This is a genomic window from Stutzerimonas stutzeri (assembly GCF_000952685.1).
Taxonomy (GTDB): domain Bacteria; phylum Pseudomonadota; class Gammaproteobacteria; order Pseudomonadales; family Pseudomonadaceae; genus Stutzerimonas; species Stutzerimonas stutzeri_E.
On sequence record NZ_JYHV01000034.1, the window covers coordinates 23,298 to 41,877 of the forward strand.

Below are 18,580 nucleotides of genomic sequence, written 5' to 3' on the forward strand. Positions count from 1 at the left end.
TGGGTATCATGGCGCCACTGCACCCTGTGAGATGACCATGCGCCGTTTGCTGAGTCTGCTGACCCTGTTGTTCGCCCTTCCTGCCGCTGCAGGCCTGTTCGATAGCCGCCCCAGCTCCACTCTGGGCGGACTGAACAACAGCGCGGATTTTCTTCCGGTCCGCGAGGCCTTTCGCCTGAGCCTAGTGGACGCGACGCCCGAGCAGGTCAAGCTCCGATTCGTCGCCGCGGAGGGCTATTACCTCTACCGGCACCGATTTCAATTCAAAGCCAATGACCCCAGCATAACCATTGGAGAGGCGAAACTACCGGCCGGCAAGCAGAAGACCGACGACTACTTCGGTGAGGTCGAGGTCTATTACGGCGTGCTCGACGTCGAACTCCCGGTGCAGAACTCCGGGAGCCACCCTTTTACGCTGCAGATCACCTACCAGGGGTGCGCCGACAAAGGCCTGTGTTATCCGCCGGAAACGGAGTCACTCACGGTTGGCGGCACCTCAACGCCTACCGCTTCCGCACCTCCCGCTCTCAATGGGGAGGCTGATGGCAGCGCCCCGTTGTCCTGGCGCTCGGTGGCATTGTTCTTCCTCGCCGGTCTGGGTCTGACTTTCACGCCTTGTGTGCTGCCGATGTTGCCAATCCTCTCTGGGGTGGTCCTTCGCGGGCAGATCGGCGGTACCCGTAGTTTCTTCCTGTCACTCGCCTACGTGCTGCCCATGGCCGCCGGCTTCGCCCTGCTGGGCGCGCTGATGGGCGTGTTCGGAGCGGAGCTGAATCTGCAGGCACGGCTGCAATCTCCCTGGATTCTGGTGCCCTTCGCACTGTTCTTCGTCGCTTTTGCCTTGGCAATGTTCGGTCTGTTCGAATTTCGTCTGCCCCAGGTCATGAGCTCGCGCCTGGAGCGCATTGCCAGCAGCGCCAAGGGCGGCTCCTTCATGGGCGCGGCGCTACTGGGCACCGTGTCCAGCCTGCTTGTCTCGCCATGCGTCTCGGCGCCTCTGGCGGGGGCACTGTTGTACATCAGCGCTAGCGGCGACGCCCTGGGCGGCGGCCTGAAGCTGTTCGCGCTCGGCCTCGGCATGGGCACGCCCCTGATCCTGTTCGCGGTCGGCGGTGGCGCTTTACTGCCCAAGAGCGGTCCCTGGATGGTTACCGTGCGCAACGTCTTCGGCGTCTTGCTGCTGGCGGTTGCAGTGTGGATGCTCGAGCGCGTCCTGCCTGGCTCTGCGGCCCTTGCACTGTGGGGCTTGCTGGCCGCCGGTACGGCGTTGTTTCTCGGCACGCTGGAGTTCACCCAGAAGGCGCCGCGGCAAAAACTTGCTCAGTTGCTTGGCCTGGCCTTGCTGGTCTATGCGCTGGCCGCCTGGATCGGCGCGTTGCAAGGAGGCTCCGATCCGCTGCGGCCGCTGCCACGCATGCCATCAATGGCCGATGACAGCATGACCCGCGCAACCGAAGGCTGGCACACGGTCTCCACACCTGCTGAGCTCGACGCCCAACTCGCCGCGGCTCGTGTAGCAGGGCAACCCTTGATGCTCGACTGGTATGCCGATTGGTGTATCAGCTGCAAAGTGATCGAGCGTGAGGTATTCGCCGATCCGCAGATCGCTCCCCGCCTGGCGAACTACCGCCTGATTCGCTTCGATATCACCGACAGCAATCCGGAACAGCGCGCGCTGCTCGACCGCTATTCTCTTTTCGGCCCTCCTGCGATTCTGTTCTTTGGTCGAAGCGGGCAGGAACTGGCCGACATAAGGGTCGTCGGCGAAATCGACGCGAGTCAGTTCGCTGAACGACTCAACCGCGCCGAGGCGTCGCTCTGACAAAGGATCATTGCGGCAATCTCCAGTCATAATGCCGGCATTTACGCCGATTGAGACATGACTGGACAGTCAGCCCTCGCTTCGTGCATAGTTTTTCCCTTCACCCATCTGCGGCCGTCGAGGACGCTGATCGGACAGAACAACAAGGAATACTCATGGCGACGCTTCTGGTCCTCCACGGCCCGAATCTGAATATGCTCGGCACCCGCGAACCCGGCGTCTATGGTGCAGTCACGCTGGCGCAGATCAACCAGGATCTGGAACAGCGGGCCCGCGATGCGGGGCATCACCTGTTGCACCTTCAATCCAATGCCGAGTACGAGCTTATCGAACGTATCCATGCCGCCCGCAGCGAAGGCGTGGATTTCATTCTGATCAATCCCGCCGCTTTTACGCATACCAGCGTTGCGTTACGTGACGCGTTGCTGGCGGTGAGCATCCCATTCATCGAAGTGCACCTCTCAAACGTGCACAAGCGTGAACCTTTCCGCCATCACTCCTACTTCTCGGACGTCGCGGTAGGAGTGATCTGCGGTCTTGGCGCCAGCGGCTACCGCCTGGCATTGGAGGCCGCCCTGGAACAACTCGCTGCTTCCTGACAGGACCACGCGCGTCACGCGCCCGGCCCCGAAGAGCGAGCAGCAATGCCCTTTGAACTTACTTGGGAGTCACCGCTTCATGGATATTCGCAAAGTCAAGAAACTGATCGAACTGCTGGAGGAGTCCGGGATCGACGAGCTGGAAATTCACGAGGGCGAGGAATCCGTCCGCATCAGCCGCCACAGCAAGCAAGTGGCGATGCAGCAGCCCTACTACGCTCAAGCACCGATGGCCGCTCCTGCTGCCGCTGCTCCGGCAGCTGCCCCCGCAGCCGCCGACGCCGCGCCGGCGCAACCTAAGCTCAACGGCACCGTGGTTCGCTCGCCGATGGTCGGCACCTTCTACCGCGCCTCCTCGCCGGAGTCGGCCAGCTTCGTTGAAGTCGGCCAGAGCGTTAAGAAGGGCGACATTCTCTGCATCGTCGAAGCCATGAAGATGATGAACCACATCGAGGCCGAAACCAGCGGCACCATCGAATCCATCCTGGTGGAGAATGGTCAGCCGGTCGAATACGACCAGCCGCTGTTCACCATCGTTTGAACCGCGGAGAGCCAGCGATGTTGGAAAAAGTACTAATCGCCAACCGCGGTGAAATCGCTCTGCGGATTTTGCGAGCCTGCAAAGAGCTGGGTATCAAGACCGTCGCGGTGCACTCCACCGCCGATCGCGAGCTGATGCACCTGGCCCTGGCGGATGAGTCCGTCTGCATCGGCCCGGCCATTGCGACCAACTCCTATCTGCACATTCCAGCGATCATCGCCGCGGCGGAAGTGACCGGCGCGACAGCGATTCATCCAGGCTATGGATTTCTCGCCGAGAACGCCGACTTCGCCGAGCAGGTGGAAAACTCTGGCTTTGCCTTCGTCGGGCCGAGAGCCGAAACCATTCGCCTGATGGGTGACAAGGTGTCAGCCAAGGACGCCATGATCAAAGCTGGCGTGCCCGTGGTGCCCGGCTCTGACGGGCCACTGCCAGAAGACGAGCAAAAGGCACTGGCGATTGCCCGTGAGGTGGGTTACCCGGTCATCATCAAGGCAGCCGGAGGCGGCGGTGGGCGCGGCATGCGCGTTGTCTACGAAGAAGAAGACCTGATCAAGTCGGCGAAGCTGACCCGCACCGAAGCGGGCGCGGCATTCGGCAACCCGATGGTCTATCTGGAGAAGTTCCTCGGCAATCCTCGTCACGTGGAAGTCCAGGTACTCTCCGATGGCCAGGGTAACGCCATTCATCTGGGCGACCGGGACTGTTCGCTGCAGCGCCGCCATCAGAAGGTCTTGGAAGAGGCGCCAGCCCCTTACATCGACGAAAAGGCACGCGCGGAAGTGCTCAAGCGGTGTACCGATGCGTGCGTCGAAATCGGCTACCGTGGAGCCGGCACCTTCGAGTTCCTCTATGAAGATGGCCGGTTTTACTTCATCGAAATGAACACCCGCGTGCAGGTCGAACACCCGGTAACCGAAATGGTCACTGGAGTGGACATTGTCAAGGAAATGCTCAGCATCGCCGCCGGCAACAAACTGTCGATTCGCCAAGAAGACGTTGTCATTCGCGGCCATTCGCTGGAATGCCGAATCAATGCCGAAGATCCGTCGAACTTCCTACCCAGCCCGGGTAAGGTCAAGCATTTCCATGCACCAGGCGGCAATGGCGTACGGGTCGACTCGCATCTGTACAGCGGCTATTCGGTACCACCGAACTACGACTCGCTGATCGGCAAGCTGATCACCTACGGGGCCACGCGGGACGAGGCCATGGCGAGAATGCGCAACGCATTGGACGAAATTGTGGTCGATGGCATCAAGACCAATATCCCGCTGCACCGGGATCTGGTTCGCGACCCTGGTTTCTGCAAGGGCGGCGTGAACATCCATTACCTGGAAAAGAAGCTGGGAATGGACAAGCACTGATTCGGTGCTGCGTCGACAAGGGCTGCCAATGGCAGCCCTTGTCGTTTCTGCCACGCTCAATATTGGATGCCGGCGCAGCTACGCAGTAAGCTCGCCCACTTTTTCGGACCGCAGCGCAATGGCGGTCGCTACTCCATGAGGTCTTTCATGTCCTGGTTACAACTTCGTCTCGCCATCTCTCCGGAACAGGCGCAAGCTCTCGAAGACGCGCTGTTGGGCGTCGGCGCGGTCTCGGTCACCTTCATGGATGCTGAAGACCAGCCTATATTCGAGCCTGATCTCGGCACCACGCCGTTGTGGTCGCATACCCACCTGCTGGCGTTGTTTGAAGGCGATGTCGACGAAGTCAACCTACTCGCCCACCTACAGCTATTGATCGAAGGCGAATTGCCCGCGCACCAGCTGGAGCGCATCGAAGACCAGGACTGGGAGCGCAGCTGGATGGACAACTTCCATCCGATGCGTTTTGGCCGCCGGCTGTGGATCGTACCCAGCTGGCACGCCGCGCCCGAGCCGGACGCGGTGAATCTGCTGCTCGACCCTGGGCTGGCCTTCGGCACCGGCACCCACCCCACCACCGCGCTTTGCCTGGAGTGGCTGGATGCACAGTCGCTTGAAGGCGCGCAGGTCCTGGATTTCGGTTGTGGTTCGGGGATTCTAGCCATCGCCGCTCTGCTGCTGGGCGCCAAGCAGGCGGTGGGCACCGACATCGACGTACAGGCCATCGAGGCTTCACGTGACAACGCCGGGCGCAACGCTATCGACCCGGCACGCTTTCCACTGTATCTACCCGAGCAGTTACCGGAGGGCCAGGCCGACGTGGTTGTCGCCAATATCCTCGCCGGCCCCCTGGTGGCGCTGGCACCACGGATCATCGAGCGGGTCAAACCCGGTGGCCGGCTGGCCTTGTCCGGAATTCTGGCCGAACAGGCCGAAGAAGTCCGTGCCGCCTACTCGGACCAGTTCGACCTCGACCCAACCGCGGAGAAGGACGGCTGGGTACGCATCACCGGTATCCGCCGCCCCTGAGACAAAGGAGGCATCGCGCTAGCATTACCGCGATGCCTCGATGTGCGACGCGTGTCGCCACTGCCGCTCATCGGTGCGCATGCGCTAGAATACCGGCATTTCCGCCGGACCAACGCATGACCAGCTTCGTCACCCAGTGCCCGCATTGTCGCACCAGCTTCCGCGTCAGCCGCGCCCAGCTCGCCGCCGCCCGTGGCGTGGTGCGTTGCGGAGCATGCATGGAGCTCTTCAATGCTGCTCGCCATCTACAGGGGGGCGATACGGCCAGTGACCTGAACTCAGGCTCAGCGGTCGCTGAGCATCAGCCCCTGCGAGCCCAAACGCCACTGACAAGTTCCACGGCAGACGAGAGCACGCTGTGGATCCACGATGATCTGGACTTGGACAGCCTGGATCTGGATGAGGAATTGGCAAAGCTCGAACGGCAGGAGCTGGAGCTGTCGCGCGAGTTCCTCGAGCTTCAGCCGCAAACCGGCAACGACCTGCGACGCCAAGGCCCATCAGCCGCCGACGACGAGGTCTGGGCTGAGCGGCTGTTGAGCGCGGAAACCGACACACCGACGGCGAACCACCGGACGCAGACGGAGCCGCCCTCCGTCAAGCCGAGCTCTTATGCAGCGGATTTGCGGTTCACTCCCGTTAGCGATGAGCGACCTGCTCCGCCAAGCCCGCTCGCGGCCCCTCGCGGCCCGCTAAACGAGCGACTCGATTCACAGGAACGCGTCGAGCCCGTCCTCGACGGTCTAATCGAGCCCGACGAGGAGACACTGAGCCCTACGTTTGCGAACCACGCCAAGGCTGAACACGAGTCCGAACCGAGACGCTCGTCAGATAAAGAGCGCGAAGAACCTTTATTCGAACTCGACGACGAGCCATTGCAGCTCGACTGGGAAGAGCATAAGCATCCCTGGGGACGCTGGCTGGGGTGGGGGCTCTTGAACCTGATCGCCCTGCTTGCGCTCGCGAGCCAGTACGTGGCCTACAACTTCGACGAGATAGCGCGGCAAAACGAATACCGCCCGTGGCTCGAGCGCCTCTGCCCTGCATTGGGTTGTGAATTGCCGCCCAGGGTCGATATCAGCCAGATAAAGAGCAGCAATCTGGTGGTGCGCAGCCATCCAGATTTCGCTGGAGCGCTGGTTGTCGATGCGATCATCTACAACCGCGCGTCTTTCACTCAACCATTCCCGCTGCTGGAAGTCCGCTTCGCCGATATCCAGGGGCAGACGCTGGCACAGCGCACCTTCAAACCCGGCGAGTACCTCTCCGGAGAGCTCGCCGGCCAGCGAGAAATGCCCTCGCAGATTCCCATCCACATCGCGCTGGATATTCTCGATCCAGGTACCAAAGCGGTAAATTACAGCCTGAGTTTCCGCTCGCCCGACTAACCATCCCTTCCTCCAAAACGCCATGTCGCACGCTGCCACCGGTCGCATCGGCGCCTCTATCACGGCGGGTTATATGCCAGAGGCTGTTCAGAATTTGTTCAGAACAGCCTTTAACCCGTCATCCGGAGCGGGTATTATGCACACCCTTTTTTGCTGTCCCGATCGACCTAACAAGCAGGCTCCAAGCAGGGAATCTTCATGTCAGCGGTACGCATCGGCCCCTACACCCTTCCAAATCGGTTGATACTAGCGCCCATGGCTGGCGTGACCGATCAGCCGTTCCGCCAGTTGTGCCGGCGCCTCGGTGCCGGCATGGTGGTTTCGGAAATGGTGACCAGTGATGTACGCCTGTGGAACAGTCGCAAGTCGCGTCTACGCTTGCTGCACGAGGGCGATCCTGAGCCGCGGTCGGTGCAGATCGCCGGGGGTGATCCTCAGATGCTGGCCGAGGCTGCCGTTCGTAACGTCGAGCTGGGTGCGCAGATCATCGACATCAACATGGGATGCCCAGCGAAGAAGGTCTGCAACAAGGCCGCTGGATCGGCGCTGATGAAAGATGAGCGACTGGTCCGCGAGATACTCGAGGCCGTGGTCGAAGCGGTTGATGTACCGGTGACGCTGAAGATCCGCACCGGGTGGGACAGGCAAAACAAGAATGGACTTACGGTGGCAAAGATCGCCGAGCAATGCGGAATCGCAGCGTTGGCGGTGCATGGCCGTACACGTGCCGATCTTTATACGGGCGACGCGGAATACGACACCATCGCGGCGATCAAACAGGCGGTATCGATTCCGGTGTTCGCCAATGGCGATATCGATACACCCTTTAAGGCAAGTCAGGTTCTTAAAGCCACAGGTGCCGACGCACTGCTGATTGGTCGTGCGGCCCAGGGGCGGCCCTGGATATTCCGCGAGATCAATCACTACCTCGCCACCGGAGAGCTGTTGGCTCCGCCGGATCTGGCCGAAGTCGAAAGCATCCTGCTGGAGCACCTGGGTGCGCTTCACACGTTCTACGGCGAGGTCATGGGCGTGCGGATCGCGCGCAAGCACGTCAGTTGGTACCTCGCAACACAACCCGGCGCGCGCGAATACCGTGGCCGGTTCAATGGTTTGGAAGACAGGGACGCGCAATGCGCCAGTGTTCGGGCATTTCTGGCCGAACGCCGAACAGGCCCTGATTCAGGGGATGGAAAAGGGGTGGCTGCATGACGCTGTTGAACGAAACACTGGTAACTGGAACATCATCCGTGAGCGACAACGTGAACCTCAAGCAACACCTCAACACACCGAGCGAAGCAGGCCAGACCCTGCGCGGTAGTGTGGAAAAGGCGTTGCACAACTATTTCGCCCACCTTGAAGGCGCAGACGTCACAGACGTTTACAACCTGGTGCTTTCCGAAGTAGAGGCGCCGCTGCTCGAAACCGTGATGAATTACGTAAAAGGCAACCAGACCAAAGCCTCCGAGCTGCTGGGCCTGAACCGCGGCACCCTGCGCAAGAAACTCAAGCAGTACGATCTTCTCTGACACAGCGGCAAGCTCCGAAGGAACGGTAGCAAGCCGTTCCACCTGGGGCTTCCCGCAGCAGCCTGTAGCTCCTAGGAAATGTCTATGACCGACCAAAGCACTCGCCTCCCCGTCCGCCGCGCGCTGATCAGCGTGTCCGACAAGACCGGCGTCGTTGAATTCGCCCGCGAGCTCGTCGCGCTCGGCGTCGAGATCCTGTCCACCGGCGGCACCTTCAAGCTGCTGCGTGAGAACGACATCGCTGCGGTAGAAGTCGCCGACTACACCGGCTTCCCGGAAATGATGGATGGCCGGGTGAAGACCCTGCACCCCAAAATCCACGGCGGAATTCTTGGCCGGCGCGATATGGACGGGGCGGTCATGGCCGAGCATGGCATCAACCCCATCGACCTGGTCGCAGTCAATCTCTACCCCTTCGCTGCTACCGTCGCCAAGCCTGGTTGCTCCCTGCCAGATGCCATCGAGAACATCGACATTGGCGGGCCGACCATGGTGCGCAGCGCCGCGAAGAACCACAAGGACGTCGCCATCGTGGTCAATGCCGATGACTACGCCAATGTCATCGAGAACCTGCAGAGCGGCGGCCTGACCTATGCCCAGCGCTTCGACCTGGCGCTCAAGGCCTTCGAGCACACCGCATCCTACGACGGCATGATTGCCAACTACCTGGGCACCGTCGACCAAAGCGCCGAAACGCTTTCCACCGAAGGCCGTAGTCTCCTGCCGCGCACTTTCACCACCCAGTTCGTCAAGGCGCAGGACATGCGCTATGGGGAGAATCCGCATCAAATCGCGGCGTTCTACGTCGAAACGGCCGATGAAGCCTGTGTCGCCACGGCCCGCCAGTTGCAGGGCAAGGAGCTGTCCTTCAACAACGTCGCCGACACCGACGCCGCCCTGGAATGCGTGAAGAGTTTCGTCAAGCCGGCCTGTGTCATCGTCAAGCACGCCAATCCCTGCGGCGTTGCCGTGGTACCGGACGACGAAGGCGGCATTCGCCAAGCTTACGAACTGGCCTACGCCACCGACAGCGAATCGGCTTTCGGCGGCATCATCGCGTTCAACCGAGAGCTGGACGGTGAAACAGCCAAGGCCATCGTCGAGCGTCAGTTCGTCGAGGTGATCATCGCACCGAGCATTTCTGCCGAGGCCCGCGACGTGGTCGCGAGCAAAGCGAATATACGTTTGCTTGCATGCGGTCAATGGCCAGCCGAGCGCGCGCCTGGCTGGGACTTCAAGCGCGTCAATGGTGGGCTGTTGGTACAGAGCCGAGACATCGGAATGATCAGCGAAGCCGACCTCAAGGTCGTGACCAAGCGCACACCCAGCGAGCAGGAAATTCATGATCTGATCTTCGCCTGGAAAGTAGCCAAGTTCGTCAAATCCAACGCTATCGTTTATGCCAAGAACCGTCAGACCGTAGGCGTTGGTGCTGGCCAGATGAGCCGTGTCAACTCCGCCCGTATTGCCGCGATCAAAGCTGAGCATGCCGGGCTGCCGGTTCCGGGCGCGGTAATGGCCAGCGATGCCTTTTTCCCCTTCCGCGATGGCATCGACAACGCTGCCAAGGCCGGCGTCACCGCGGTGATCCAGCCCGGCGGTTCGATGCGCGACGCCGAAGTGATCGCCGCTGCAGACGAAGCCGGCATTGCCATGGTATTCACCGGCATGCGCCACTTTAGGCACTAAAATCGGCCGCACTCGGACAGGCATCTGCGGCGTTGCCCAATTCTTCCCCCATGCTCATTGCCAGAAGGCAACTCCGCTGGGTGAAGAATCGGGCGCCTTGCATCTACCAGCCCGATCGCGACCTCGGTATTCGTAGGGTGGATAACGCTTCGCTTATCCACCAAGCGGGCTACCGGCCCGCCTCCATTGGGAGAGAGAAATGAACGTACTGATCATCGGCAGCGGCGGCCGGGAGCATGCGCTGGCGTGGAAAGTTGCACAGGATCCACGCGTCGAGAAAGTTTTCGTTGCCCCGGGTAATGCCGGCACCGCAACCGAAGCGAAGTGCGAAAACGTCGCCATCGACGTGCTTGCCATCGAACAGCTGGCAGACTTCGCCGAGCAAAACGTACAACTGACGATCGTCGGCCCCGAAGCCCCGCTGGTCAAAGGCGTGGTCGACCTGTTCCGCGCACGCGGTCTCGACTGCTTCGGGCCGACCGCCGCTGCCGCGCAGCTGGAAGGTTCCAAGGCCTTCACCAAAGATTTTCTGGCCCGCCACAAGATTCCCACGGCGGACTACCAGAACTTCACCGAGATCGAACCGGCTCTCGCCTATCTCCAGGAGAAAGGCGCGCCGATCGTGATCAAGGCCGACGGCCTGGCGGCTGGCAAAGGTGTGATCGTCGCCATGACGCTGGCAGAAGCCGAGGACGCCGTGCGCGATATGCTCTCCGGCAATGCCTTTGGCGATGCGGGTGCACGGGTGGTAATCGAAGAATTCCTCGACGGCGAGGAAGCCAGCTTTATCGTCATGGTCGACGGCGCCAATGTGCTGCCAATGGCCACCAGCCAGGACCACAAACGCGTAGGGGACGGCGACACCGGCCCGAACACTGGCGGCATGGGCGCCTATTCTCCGGCCCCGGTGGTTACCGATGAGATTCATCAGCGCGTCATGGACGAGGTCATCTGGCCAACCGTCGAGGGCATGGCGGCAGAGGGCAATGTCTACACGGGCTTTCTCTATGCAGGCCTGATGATCGACCGCCATGGCGCGCCCAAGGTAATCGAGTTCAATTGCCGCTTCGGTGATCCTGAAACCCAGCCGATCATGTTGCGCCTGCAATCCAGCCTGGTGCTGCTGGTCGAAGCAGCGCTGGCCAAGGCGCTGGACAAGATTGAAGCGCAGTGGGATCCGCGCCCGAGCCTGGGCGTCGTACTTGCCGCAGGTGGCTATCCTGGTGACTACGGCAAAGGCGCAGCGATTCGCGGCCTTGAATCCGCCGCCCAGTTGCAAGGCAAGGTCTTCCATGCCGGTACGGCTCTGAAAGACGGAGCGGTCACCACCTCCGGCGGCCGCGTGCTCTGCGCAACGGCCATGGGCGACACCGTGTCAGCAGCCCAGCAGAATGCCTATGCGCTGGCCGCTCGCATTGAGTGGGACGGCCACTTCTATCGCCACGACATCGGATATCGTGCCATTGCGCGCGAACAAGGCGAGAGCTGAGCGAGAAGATCGCCGCAATGCGCGCAACGGTCGAGCTTATCTTTCGTTGCGCACATTACCGGGGGTCTTTGCGATGGCTATAATCCATCGTCACACAGATGAAGGGACTTCAATCGTGCGTCGACTCTGGGTCGCCATTGCTTTTACCTTCAGTCTATTACTGGCTGCGTTGAGCGCATCCGCCGCGATCACCGAGCCATCCTCGCCTTCGGCAGTCATTGACGCCACGCAGGGGACAGAGCCCAACTGGCGATTGCTCATCGACCAATCAAACCGGCTCACCCTTGCGGAAATCCTGGAACAACGCACTCTGTTCCAGCGAATCGACCAACGCTCGTACGCCGCTCCGGCGAGCGACAACGCCGTCTGGCTACAGGTGAGTTTGCCCGCCTTCGCCCAGCCGAACTGGCTGTGGATTTTTGCCCCACGCGTGCAATATCTCGATTTTTATCTACTACGTGACGGCCAGGTCGAGCGCCATGTGGAAACCGGCGAGTTGCGGCCGCTGGAATCCCGCCCCTTGCCTACCCGCGCGTACCTGTTTTCCCTGCCCAACGACAACGTGCCTCGCGAAGCCTATATCCGGTTGCAGTCGTCACACCCAATCATGGCCTGGTTCCACACGGTAGATGAGATTGGGCTGGTCAAGCAGACGCGCCCGGCCTACCTGTTCGGGGCGCTGTTCGGCGCCCTCGCCTTGCTGATGATCTACAACCTGCTGCGCTTCGCCTATACCTTCAATTACTGCCATGTGTGGCTCGCCCTGCTGCACGGGGCGCTGCTGACCTGTGCCGTGGCGAACCTCGGACTGCTGGCGGTGTGGTCGCCAAAACTGATCTACAGCCAACCCCTGATTGCCGACATCGCGGCATTGGCGACCAGTCTTTCGCTGCTGGCCTTCACGTTCGGCTTCTTTCATCATCGCAGGACACCCTGGATTACCTGGCTGCTCGCATTGCAAGCGGGTCTCGTCAGCGCGTTGGCGGCGACCATACTGCTTACCGGTCAGCTCTGGTTCAGCTGGCTGATCTACGCCATGGTGCTGGCCACCGCCGTCAGCGTCACCGCGGTGGCTATCCACCATTGGCGGCAGCGCTATGACCCAGCCCGCCTGCTCGTCGCCGGGATGCTGTTGTTCAATGGCGGCTTCGTCTTCGTTCTGCCGATCCTGCTGGGTTTCAATCAATTCGATCCGGATTGGCTGACCGGCATCATGTTCAGCGTGGCCACGTGCTCCGGATTGATTCTCAGCTTCGCACTGCTCGAGCGGCAGCGTCAGATCCAATCCGACAGCCGCAATCAGCACACTGCCGAAGCGGTCACCAGTGCCGAGCTACGGACCAAGGCGGATTTCCTGGCAAAGATCAGCCATGAAATTCGTACCCCGATGAACGGGGTACTCGGCATGAGCGAGCTATTGCTCAGCACCTCGCTGTCGGCCAAGCAGCGCGACTATGTGCAGACGATTCATAGCTCCGGCAACGAATTGCTCAACCTGATCAACGAGATTCTCGACATCTCTAAACTGGAGTCCGGGCAGATCGAACTGGACGACGTGCAATTCGACCTCAACGCATTGATCGAAGACTGCCTGAGCATCTTCCGCGCCAAGGCCGAGCAGCAGAAAGTCGAGCTGATCAGCTTCGTCCAGCCGCAGATGCCGCACGTCGTTGAAGGCGACCCAACCCGCTTGCGCCAGGCCCTGCTGAACCTGTTGGAAAATGCCTTCAAGCAGACCGAAGAAGGCGAGGTGCTGTTGATAGCGGCGGTGGATGGTCATGAGGAGGCGCCGCGGCTGCGTATCACCGTACAGGACAGCGGACGACCGCTGGAAACACAAGAACGCGATGCCCTGCTCAATGCCGCCCTGGATAGCCGCGACTTCCTTGCCGCGACCCGCCACGGTGGCCGCCTCGGCTTGATTATCGCCAGACAGCTTGTCCACCTGATGGATGGCGAGTTCGGCATCCAGACCGGTGGCATCGCCGGCAATACGTTATGGATCAGCCTGCCGTTGGGCGCAGACATTTCGGAGCAACCCGGCAGTGATCTGGACAATCAGCTGAAAGGCTCGCGGCTCTTGGTAGTCGATGACAACGATACCTGCCGAAAGGTGCTCAGTCAGCAGTGCAGCAGCTGGGGATTCGAAGTCAGTGCGGTGGCCTCGGGCAAGGAGGCGCTGGCGCTTCTGCGCACCAAGGCGCATCTGCGCGAATATTTCGACGTGGTCCTGCTCGATCAGGACATGCCCGGCATGACCGGCATGCAACTGGCGAGCAGAATCAAGGAAGACTTCAGCCTCAATCATGACATTCTACTGATCATGCTGACCGGCATGAGCAACGCGCCGAGCAAGATCATCGCGCGTAACGCCGGGATCAAGCGCATCCTGGCCAAACCCGTTGCCGGCTATACTCTGAAGACCACCCTGGCGGATGAGCTGGCTCGTCGCACCAGCGCCATCGCGCGATCCGCGACGACCCAAGCCAGCACGCCACTTTCCGTGCCGGACGACTTCCGCATCCTGGTCGCAGAGGACAACAGTATTTCCACCAAGGTCATTCGAGGCATGTTGAGCAAGCTCAACCTCAATCCGGATACGGCCAGCAATGGAGAAGAGGCACTCGCAGCGATCAAGGAGCAACCCTATGATCTGGTGCTGATGGATTGCGAAATGCCGATCATGGACGGCTTCGAGGCCACCGCGCGGCTACGTGCCTGGGAGGCGTCCGAGGGCCGGCCGCGAACGCCAGTGGTGGCTCTTACCGCCCATATTCTCAGCGAACACCGTGAGCGTGCCCGCGATGCAGGGATGGACGGTCACATGGCCAAACCTGTCGAGATGTCCCAGTTGCGCGAGCTGATCGAGTACTGGGTCCGCATCAGGGAGGCGACAGCAGATCGATAGTCCGTACCAACGCTAACCACGCGCGCCGCTTCATGATTGCAACCCTAGTTGCCCGACGGTATGGACCGGACGTCGCTGATGATCAGCAGGCTTTCCGGTTGCTCAGGCATTCGTGAGACATCCAGGCGCAAGTCCTGAGCAGGTACCGCATAACTCATTCGACGGGTCAGCATGCGCAGCGCACTCGTCAGCAACGCGATTGCCAGAGGCTCCCCAGGGCAACGATGCCCGTTCGCGGCATCGCCGCCACCCTGAGTAATGAAATTGAATGCACCGCCATCCCAATTGGCGAAGCGCTCGGGTTGAAATGCCTCGGGTTGCGCCCAGAGTCGTGCGTCTCGATTGGTACCGTAGAGATCCAGCAACACCCGCGTGCCTTTCGGAAAATGGTAGCCCTTCCATTCGAAATCCCTCCGCACACGCGCCGCCGTGAAGGGGAAGAAGGCGTGAAGCCGCCGGACTTCCTGTGCAAAGAGCTCCAGCGCAGCGTTTTCTTGCTGAAGCCGTTGACGCCATTGAGGGTGTGCCAGTAGTTCCAGCGCCGCATAGATGACGAATCGTGTCACCGCCACGATCGGACGCAGGAGATTGAGCATTTCCACTGCAGCGACCCGCTCTTCCAGCGCCACCCCGTCAAGATCGAGGTACCGAGCGACCACTGCCAGCGGCCGGGTCTCATCAACCACCAGCGTTCCGGCGCGCACACGGCTGACCAGATCAATCATCCAGCTTTCGGCCTCCTTACGGGCCTTGCGCGCACGCCAATGACGCGCACCGACTCCACCGGCCCCATCTATCATTGCAGCCAGTTGATCACGACGATGCGTTAGCTCGCCTTGCGCAAGTGGCACCCCTGCCCAGTCGCACGCAGCATGCGTGAAAATCGCCTGCACCTCGGGCATGAGCACCACGCGATCACACTGTTGCCAAGTCTCGATGGCTGCCTGCCAATTGGCCTCGCTCAGCCGCACCAGATCGGCCACCGCCGCCTCGGTCAGTAGCGAGAGGAAAAGCTGCTTGCGATGCCGATGAGCCTGGTCATCGAGCCCCTGCACGCCACCCTGGCCGAACAGCGTTTTCTGCAGCATGCGTGGCGCTGCGCGCTCACGTTGAAAAAGCTGCTCGTCATAGAACAGTTTCGCCGCCTCCTCGCCTCGCATACATATGGTGTTCTGCATCAGTAGACGAACCTGGAACAGGTCCGATCCGAGCCGCTGGCAGCGGCTGGAAATGAACGAGTAACCTTCGCCAAGCAACGACAGCGAACTTTCCGCCTGTGAGTCGCGCGGGATATCCGGCATAAGTACACCCCTATGGATTGGATTTGTCGGTGGACCTCATACGGTTGCCCAGGTGCCCTTGCGCCCCGCAATTGAAAGAGAATGAACAAATCGCGCGGTCCGCTGCCGATAAAAGACCGGCCGAATTATTCCGCGACGGGTGTTTCATCCAATTGTCCGAACCTTCGCTTCGAGGCAAATGCCGTCGCCAAGGAGCCCATGCAATGATGAAGAGGAGCGATGTCGCCTGGACTCTTGTCGGCATCATGGCGGTACTGCTTTCCGGCTATTTGCTCTATCAGGAGATACGTAATCTTTCGCTGGCTGAACTCACCGACAGCCTTGAGGCCATCAGTCATCGCAACTGGCTGCTGGCAGGACTTGCAACACTTGGCGCCTACAGTGCATTAGCCTGGTACGACCGAATCGCCATCGCTCATCTCGGCAAGAGCATCTCATGGTGGTTCATCACGCTCTGCTCGTTCACCACCTACGCCCTGGCGCACAACGTAGGGGCATCGGTGTTTTCCGGTGCGGTCGTGCGCTACCGCGCGTACCGCAGTAAAGGGCTTACCCCCCACGAAATCGGCGTGCTGATCGTGTTCTGTTCGCTGACGTTTCTCCTCGGCATTCTGATTGCGGGCGGGATTGTATTGATCCTACGGCCGGACTTGCTGAACAGGCTCATCGAGGCCGATCCATGGCTATCGACCTCGATTGGCGCGTCGCTGTTGTGCCTGGTTGGCCTTTATGTGATTGGCGCCTGGCGACACTTCGCGCCGATGCACATAGGCAAGTGGCGAATCACTTATCCGCGCCTGCCAATCGTCGGTCGCCAGTTGATCGCCGCACCGCTGGAGCTCGCCTGCGCTGCTGCCATAATCTACTTCGCCCTTCCCGAGGCGCAGAACCCCGGTTACCTGGTAGTGTTCGGGGTGTTTCTCGGTTCCTTCTCGCTCGCGTTGCTATCCCACGCACCTGGAGGGCTCGGCGTGCTCGAGGTGACGTTTCTCGCCGCCCTGCCGGAACTGCCCACCGCGGATGTACTGGCGGCGCTGATCGTATTCAGGGCGTTCTACTTGTTGGTGCCATTTGCCCTTGCGATTATGGTGGTAGCGATATTCGAAACGACGCAATGGTCGCAGCGACGGCGCAAAGCTACCGTCGGTCAATAACCTGCTGTCGCGAACACCACCATTGCACTATGGCTATGCGTGCGTTGCCGAGCGATCATTCGGCCTCTTCCGAAACGAAACCGAGCACATGACCGATACCCGTACCAACCCACCCGGCCCCGAGCAGCCGGCCGAGCACAAACCTCGGCCCTTGATCGACCTGGCTATAAGCATCGTCATTCCGTCATTGATTCTGATGAAACTGAGCGGCGAACATCGTCTCGGCGCAGACGGTGCTCTCTTGCTGGCGCTGGCCTTTCCGCTCGGCTGGGGGTTGTTCGAGCTGGCGAAATACCGCAAGTTCAACTGGATCGCGCTCCTGGGCCTGGTCAGCGTGCTGCTGACCGGAGGCATCGGCCTGCTACAGCTCGACCCTCAATGGCTGGCCATCAAGGAGGCGATGATTCCCGGCGTCATCGGCATCGTCGTGTTAGCGTCGACCCGAACTCGCTTTCCATTGATCCGCACGCTGCTTTACAACCCCAAGGTGCTCAACGTCGAGAAAGTTCACGAACAGCTCGAACGCAACGGGCAGACCGCTCACTTCGAAACACGGCTGCTGCGTGCCACCTACTTTCTTAGCGGCACTTTTTTCTTTTCGTCCTTCATGAACTACGTGCTGGCCAAATGGATCGTAAACAGCCCGGCCGGTAGCGAGGCGTTCAATGCCGAGCTCGGACGCATGACCTTGCTCAGCTATCCGATGATCGCGATCCCGAGTATGGCGATGATGATGGCCATCTTCTACTACCTCTGGCGTACCATCCATGGTCTGACCGGACTGCGCCTCGAGGACATCATCGCAGCCCATACGCATGCCGATCGGCCTGACAAAGATATCTGACCGCTCACCTCGACATCAGCAGCATCCACAATGGCAGGCTGATCGCCGCGAGCAGGGTCGAGAGAAACACGGTCGAGCTGACCGCGCGGGTATCTTCCTGATTGATCACGAAGGCCAATACATTGACCCCACTTGGGCAGGCCGCGAGCAGCACCAGCACGCTGCGCGCCTCGTGGTTCAGACCGGGCAACAGTCCTCCCAGATACCACACCAGTAACGGAAACAGGCCTAACTTGACCAGGGTGAGCGCCAATGCCGTACCGCTGGGGCGCAGGCGATAACGTGACAGACTGATGCCCAGCACGATCAATGCACAGGGCAAGGCCGCCTGGGCCAGCCAGTCAGCCACGCGCCACAACGGTTGCGGCAACTCGAGGCCCGAGACGCTCAGCAAGGCGCCCAATGAGAGGCCCACAATAAGCGGGTTGGCAAGATTTTTCAGCAGCGCAGCGCCATTGACTTTCTGACCTGAGCCGAAAGCGTTGTAGAAGCTTTGCAGTGAAAACAAAATCAGGCTATGGAACACCAAAATGGCAAACACGTACACCAGGCTTTCCGACCCGAGCAGCGTAGTCACCAGTGGGATCCCGACCAGCACGTTATTGGAGTAGGCTGCCGTCAGTCCAAGCGGTGATGCGCGCCCGAGCAGGCGGTGTGCAACTAGCCCTACGAGTACGAAGATGGCCAGCACTGGCCCGAAATATCCCAGCAACAGCATGGGCGACATCCCGTCGCTCAGCTGCGCCCGAGCGATACCGGAGAACAGGACCGCCGGCATGAAAAGTTTGAAGGTGATATTGGCAAGCCCGGTCGCCGCTTCGCCAGCGAGCCAGCGTCGCCAGCCCAGCAGATAGCCGAGCATGATCAAGCCAAAGATCGGCAGAATTGCCTGGAACACGACCACGCGGCTTCTCCAGCAA

15 protein-coding genes are annotated in these 18,580 nt (G+C 60.6%); 13 read left to right on the forward strand and 2 right to left on the reverse strand.

The window, feature by feature from the left end:
* Positions 1 to 37: 37 nt before the first annotated feature.
* From UF78_RS17170 to UF78_RS17220, 11 genes are all read left to right on the forward strand, one after another.
* On the forward strand, positions 38 to 1,822 hold the full coding sequence (locus tag UF78_RS17170; protein WP_045163638.1) for a protein-disulfide reductase DsbD: 1,785 nt from the start codon (positions 38 to 40) through the stop codon (positions 1,820 to 1,822).
* Between the two features lie 155 nt (positions 1,823 to 1,977).
* Positions 1,978 to 2,421, forward strand: coding sequence for a type II 3-dehydroquinate dehydratase (gene aroQ / locus UF78_RS17175; RefSeq protein WP_045163438.1), 444 nt, complete (start codon positions 1,978 to 1,980; stop codon positions 2,419 to 2,421).
* 79 nt (positions 2,422 to 2,500) lie between these two features.
* The gene (accB, locus tag UF78_RS17180) at positions 2,501 to 2,962 is read left to right on the forward strand and encodes an acetyl-CoA carboxylase biotin carboxyl carrier protein (RefSeq protein ID WP_045163439.1); all 462 of its coding nucleotides are present in this window, start codon (positions 2,501 to 2,503) and stop codon (positions 2,960 to 2,962) included.
* Between the two features lie 17 nt (positions 2,963 to 2,979).
* Positions 2,980 to 4,329 carry an acetyl-CoA carboxylase biotin carboxylase subunit gene (gene accC / locus UF78_RS17185; RefSeq protein ID WP_045163440.1) on the forward strand — a complete coding sequence of 450 codons (1,350 nt, stop codon included), beginning with the start codon at positions 2,980 to 2,982 and terminating at the stop codon, positions 4,327 to 4,329.
* Positions 4,330 to 4,476: 147 nt separating this feature from the next.
* The gene (prmA, locus tag UF78_RS17190; protein ID WP_045163441.1) at positions 4,477 to 5,358 is read left to right on the forward strand and encodes a 50S ribosomal protein L11 methyltransferase; all 882 of its coding nucleotides are present in this window, start codon (positions 4,477 to 4,479) and stop codon (positions 5,356 to 5,358) included.
* 116 nt (positions 5,359 to 5,474) lie between these two features.
* On the forward strand, positions 5,475 to 6,746 hold the full coding sequence (locus UF78_RS17195) for a DUF3426 domain-containing protein (RefSeq protein WP_045163442.1): 1,272 nt from the start codon (positions 5,475 to 5,477) through the stop codon (positions 6,744 to 6,746).
* A gap of 198 nt (positions 6,747 to 6,944) precedes the next feature.
* Positions 6,945 to 7,958 carry a tRNA dihydrouridine synthase DusB gene (gene dusB, locus UF78_RS17200; protein WP_045163443.1) on the forward strand — a complete coding sequence of 338 codons (1,014 nt, stop codon included), beginning with the start codon at positions 6,945 to 6,947 and terminating at the stop codon, positions 7,956 to 7,958.
* Positions 7,955 to 8,275, forward strand: a complete 321-nt coding sequence (gene fis, locus UF78_RS17205) for a DNA-binding transcriptional regulator Fis (protein WP_045163444.1) — start codon at positions 7,955 to 7,957, stop codon at positions 8,273 to 8,275. The genes dusB and fis overlap by 4 nt, the downstream gene beginning before the upstream one ends.
* An 84-nt stretch (positions 8,276 to 8,359) precedes the next feature.
* Positions 8,360 to 9,964: a bifunctional phosphoribosylaminoimidazolecarboxamide formyltransferase/IMP cyclohydrolase gene (gene purH, locus UF78_RS17210; protein ID WP_045163445.1), complete on the forward strand. Its 1,605-nt coding sequence runs from the start codon at positions 8,360 to 8,362 to the stop codon at positions 9,962 to 9,964.
* A 199-nt stretch (positions 9,965 to 10,163) separates the two neighbouring features.
* Entirely contained in the window at positions 10,164 to 11,453 is a 1,290-nt protein-coding gene (purD, locus tag UF78_RS17215) for a phosphoribosylamine--glycine ligase (RefSeq protein WP_045163446.1), read from the forward strand.
* A gap of 115 nt (positions 11,454 to 11,568) precedes the next feature.
* Positions 11,569 to 14,361 (forward strand): hybrid sensor histidine kinase/response regulator, encoded by a 2,793-nt coding sequence (locus tag UF78_RS17220; RefSeq protein ID WP_045163447.1) that lies wholly within the window; start codon positions 11,569 to 11,571, stop codon positions 14,359 to 14,361.
* Positions 14,362 to 14,405: 44 nt separating this feature from the next.
* Here UF78_RS17220 and UF78_RS17225 read toward each other — a convergent pair whose 3' ends face one another.
* Positions 14,406 to 15,662: a cytochrome P450 gene (locus tag UF78_RS17225; RefSeq protein ID WP_045163448.1), complete on the reverse strand. Its 1,257-nt coding sequence runs from the start codon at positions 15,660 to 15,662 to the stop codon at positions 14,406 to 14,408.
* A gap of 203 nt (positions 15,663 to 15,865) precedes the next feature.
* Here UF78_RS17225 and UF78_RS17230 point away from each other — a divergent pair, with 203 nt between their 5' ends.
* Positions 15,866 to 16,816: a lysylphosphatidylglycerol synthase transmembrane domain-containing protein gene (locus tag UF78_RS17230; protein WP_045163449.1), complete on the forward strand. Its 951-nt coding sequence runs from the start codon at positions 15,866 to 15,868 to the stop codon at positions 16,814 to 16,816.
* 88 nt (positions 16,817 to 16,904) lie between these two features.
* Positions 16,905 to 17,660: a VC0807 family protein gene (locus UF78_RS17235; protein ID WP_045163450.1), complete on the forward strand. Its 756-nt coding sequence runs from the start codon at positions 16,905 to 16,907 to the stop codon at positions 17,658 to 17,660.
* A gap of 4 nt (positions 17,661 to 17,664) precedes the next feature.
* Here the strand turns inward: UF78_RS17235 and UF78_RS17240 are convergent, their stop codons facing one another.
* The gene (locus UF78_RS17240) at positions 17,665 to 18,564 is read right to left on the reverse strand and encodes an AEC family transporter (RefSeq protein WP_045163451.1); all 900 of its coding nucleotides are present in this window, start codon (positions 18,562 to 18,564) and stop codon (positions 17,665 to 17,667) included.
* Positions 18,565 to 18,580: the final 16 nt, after the last annotated feature.

Bases quoted from the DNA above. Each gene is read 5' to 3' on its own strand.
- UF78_RS17170 (WP_045163638.1), top strand. From the start codon at position 38: ATGCGCCGTTTGCTGAGTCTGCTGACCCTGTTGTTCGCCCTTCCTGCC.
- aroQ (WP_045163438.1), top strand. From the start codon at position 1,978: ATGGCGACGCTTCTGGTCCTCCACGGCCCGAATCTGAATATGCTCGGC.
- accB (WP_045163439.1), top strand. From the start codon at position 2,501: ATGGATATTCGCAAAGTCAAGAAACTGATCGAACTGCTGGAGGAGTCC.
- accC (WP_045163440.1), top strand. From the start codon at position 2,980: ATGTTGGAAAAAGTACTAATCGCCAACCGCGGTGAAATCGCTCTGCGG.
- prmA (WP_045163441.1), top strand. From the start codon at position 4,477: ATGTCCTGGTTACAACTTCGTCTCGCCATCTCTCCGGAACAGGCGCAA.
- UF78_RS17195 (WP_045163442.1), top strand. From the start codon at position 5,475: ATGACCAGCTTCGTCACCCAGTGCCCGCATTGTCGCACCAGCTTCCGC.
- dusB (WP_045163443.1), top strand. From the start codon at position 6,945: ATGTCAGCGGTACGCATCGGCCCCTACACCCTTCCAAATCGGTTGATA.
- fis (WP_045163444.1), top strand. From the start codon at position 7,955: ATGACGCTGTTGAACGAAACACTGGTAACTGGAACATCATCCGTGAGC.
- purH (WP_045163445.1), top strand. From the start codon at position 8,360: ATGACCGACCAAAGCACTCGCCTCCCCGTCCGCCGCGCGCTGATCAGC.
- purD (WP_045163446.1), top strand. From the start codon at position 10,164: ATGAACGTACTGATCATCGGCAGCGGCGGCCGGGAGCATGCGCTGGCG.
- UF78_RS17225 (WP_045163448.1), bottom strand. From the start codon at position 15,662: ATGCCGGATATCCCGCGCGACTCACAGGCGGAAAGTTCGCTGTCGTTG.
- UF78_RS17230 (WP_045163449.1), top strand. From the start codon at position 15,866: ATGATGAAGAGGAGCGATGTCGCCTGGACTCTTGTCGGCATCATGGCG.
- UF78_RS17235 (WP_045163450.1), top strand. From the start codon at position 16,905: ATGACCGATACCCGTACCAACCCACCCGGCCCCGAGCAGCCGGCCGAG.